Source organism: Streptococcus oralis subsp. dentisani, from assembly GCF_002096615.1.
GTDB lineage: Bacteria > Bacillota > Bacilli > Lactobacillales > Streptococcaceae > Streptococcus > Streptococcus oralis_U.
The window spans coordinates 1-259 of record NZ_NCUX01000018.1 but is presented as its reverse complement, the minus strand read 5'-3'; the positions used below and the strand labels follow the sequence as shown (position 1 = coordinate 259).

1 protein-coding gene is annotated in these 259 nt (G+C 48.6%); it reads right to left on the bottom strand.

Annotated features, from left to right (window positions below; all coding sequences use genetic code 11):
* A partial coding sequence (locus B7708_RS00150; protein ID WP_193431736.1) for a hypothetical protein occupies nt 1-259 on the bottom strand: 259 nt, incomplete at both ends.

Below are 259 nucleotides of genomic sequence, written 5' to 3'. Positions count from 1 at the left end.
TGGTCGTTAGATGCTGAAGCTGAAGCACTTTGGCTCGCGCTTACTGATGCTGAAGTACTTTGACTTGCAGATACTGAAGCTGAAGCTGATTGGCTAGCTGATACAGATGCTGAGTGACTTGCACTTACTGATGCTGAAGCTGATTGGCTAGCTGATACAGATGCTGATTGGCTTGCACTTACTGATGCTGAAGCGCTTTGGCTTGCTGATACTGACGCAGAGTGGCTCGCGCTTGCTGAGATAGAAGCTGAGTTCTGGT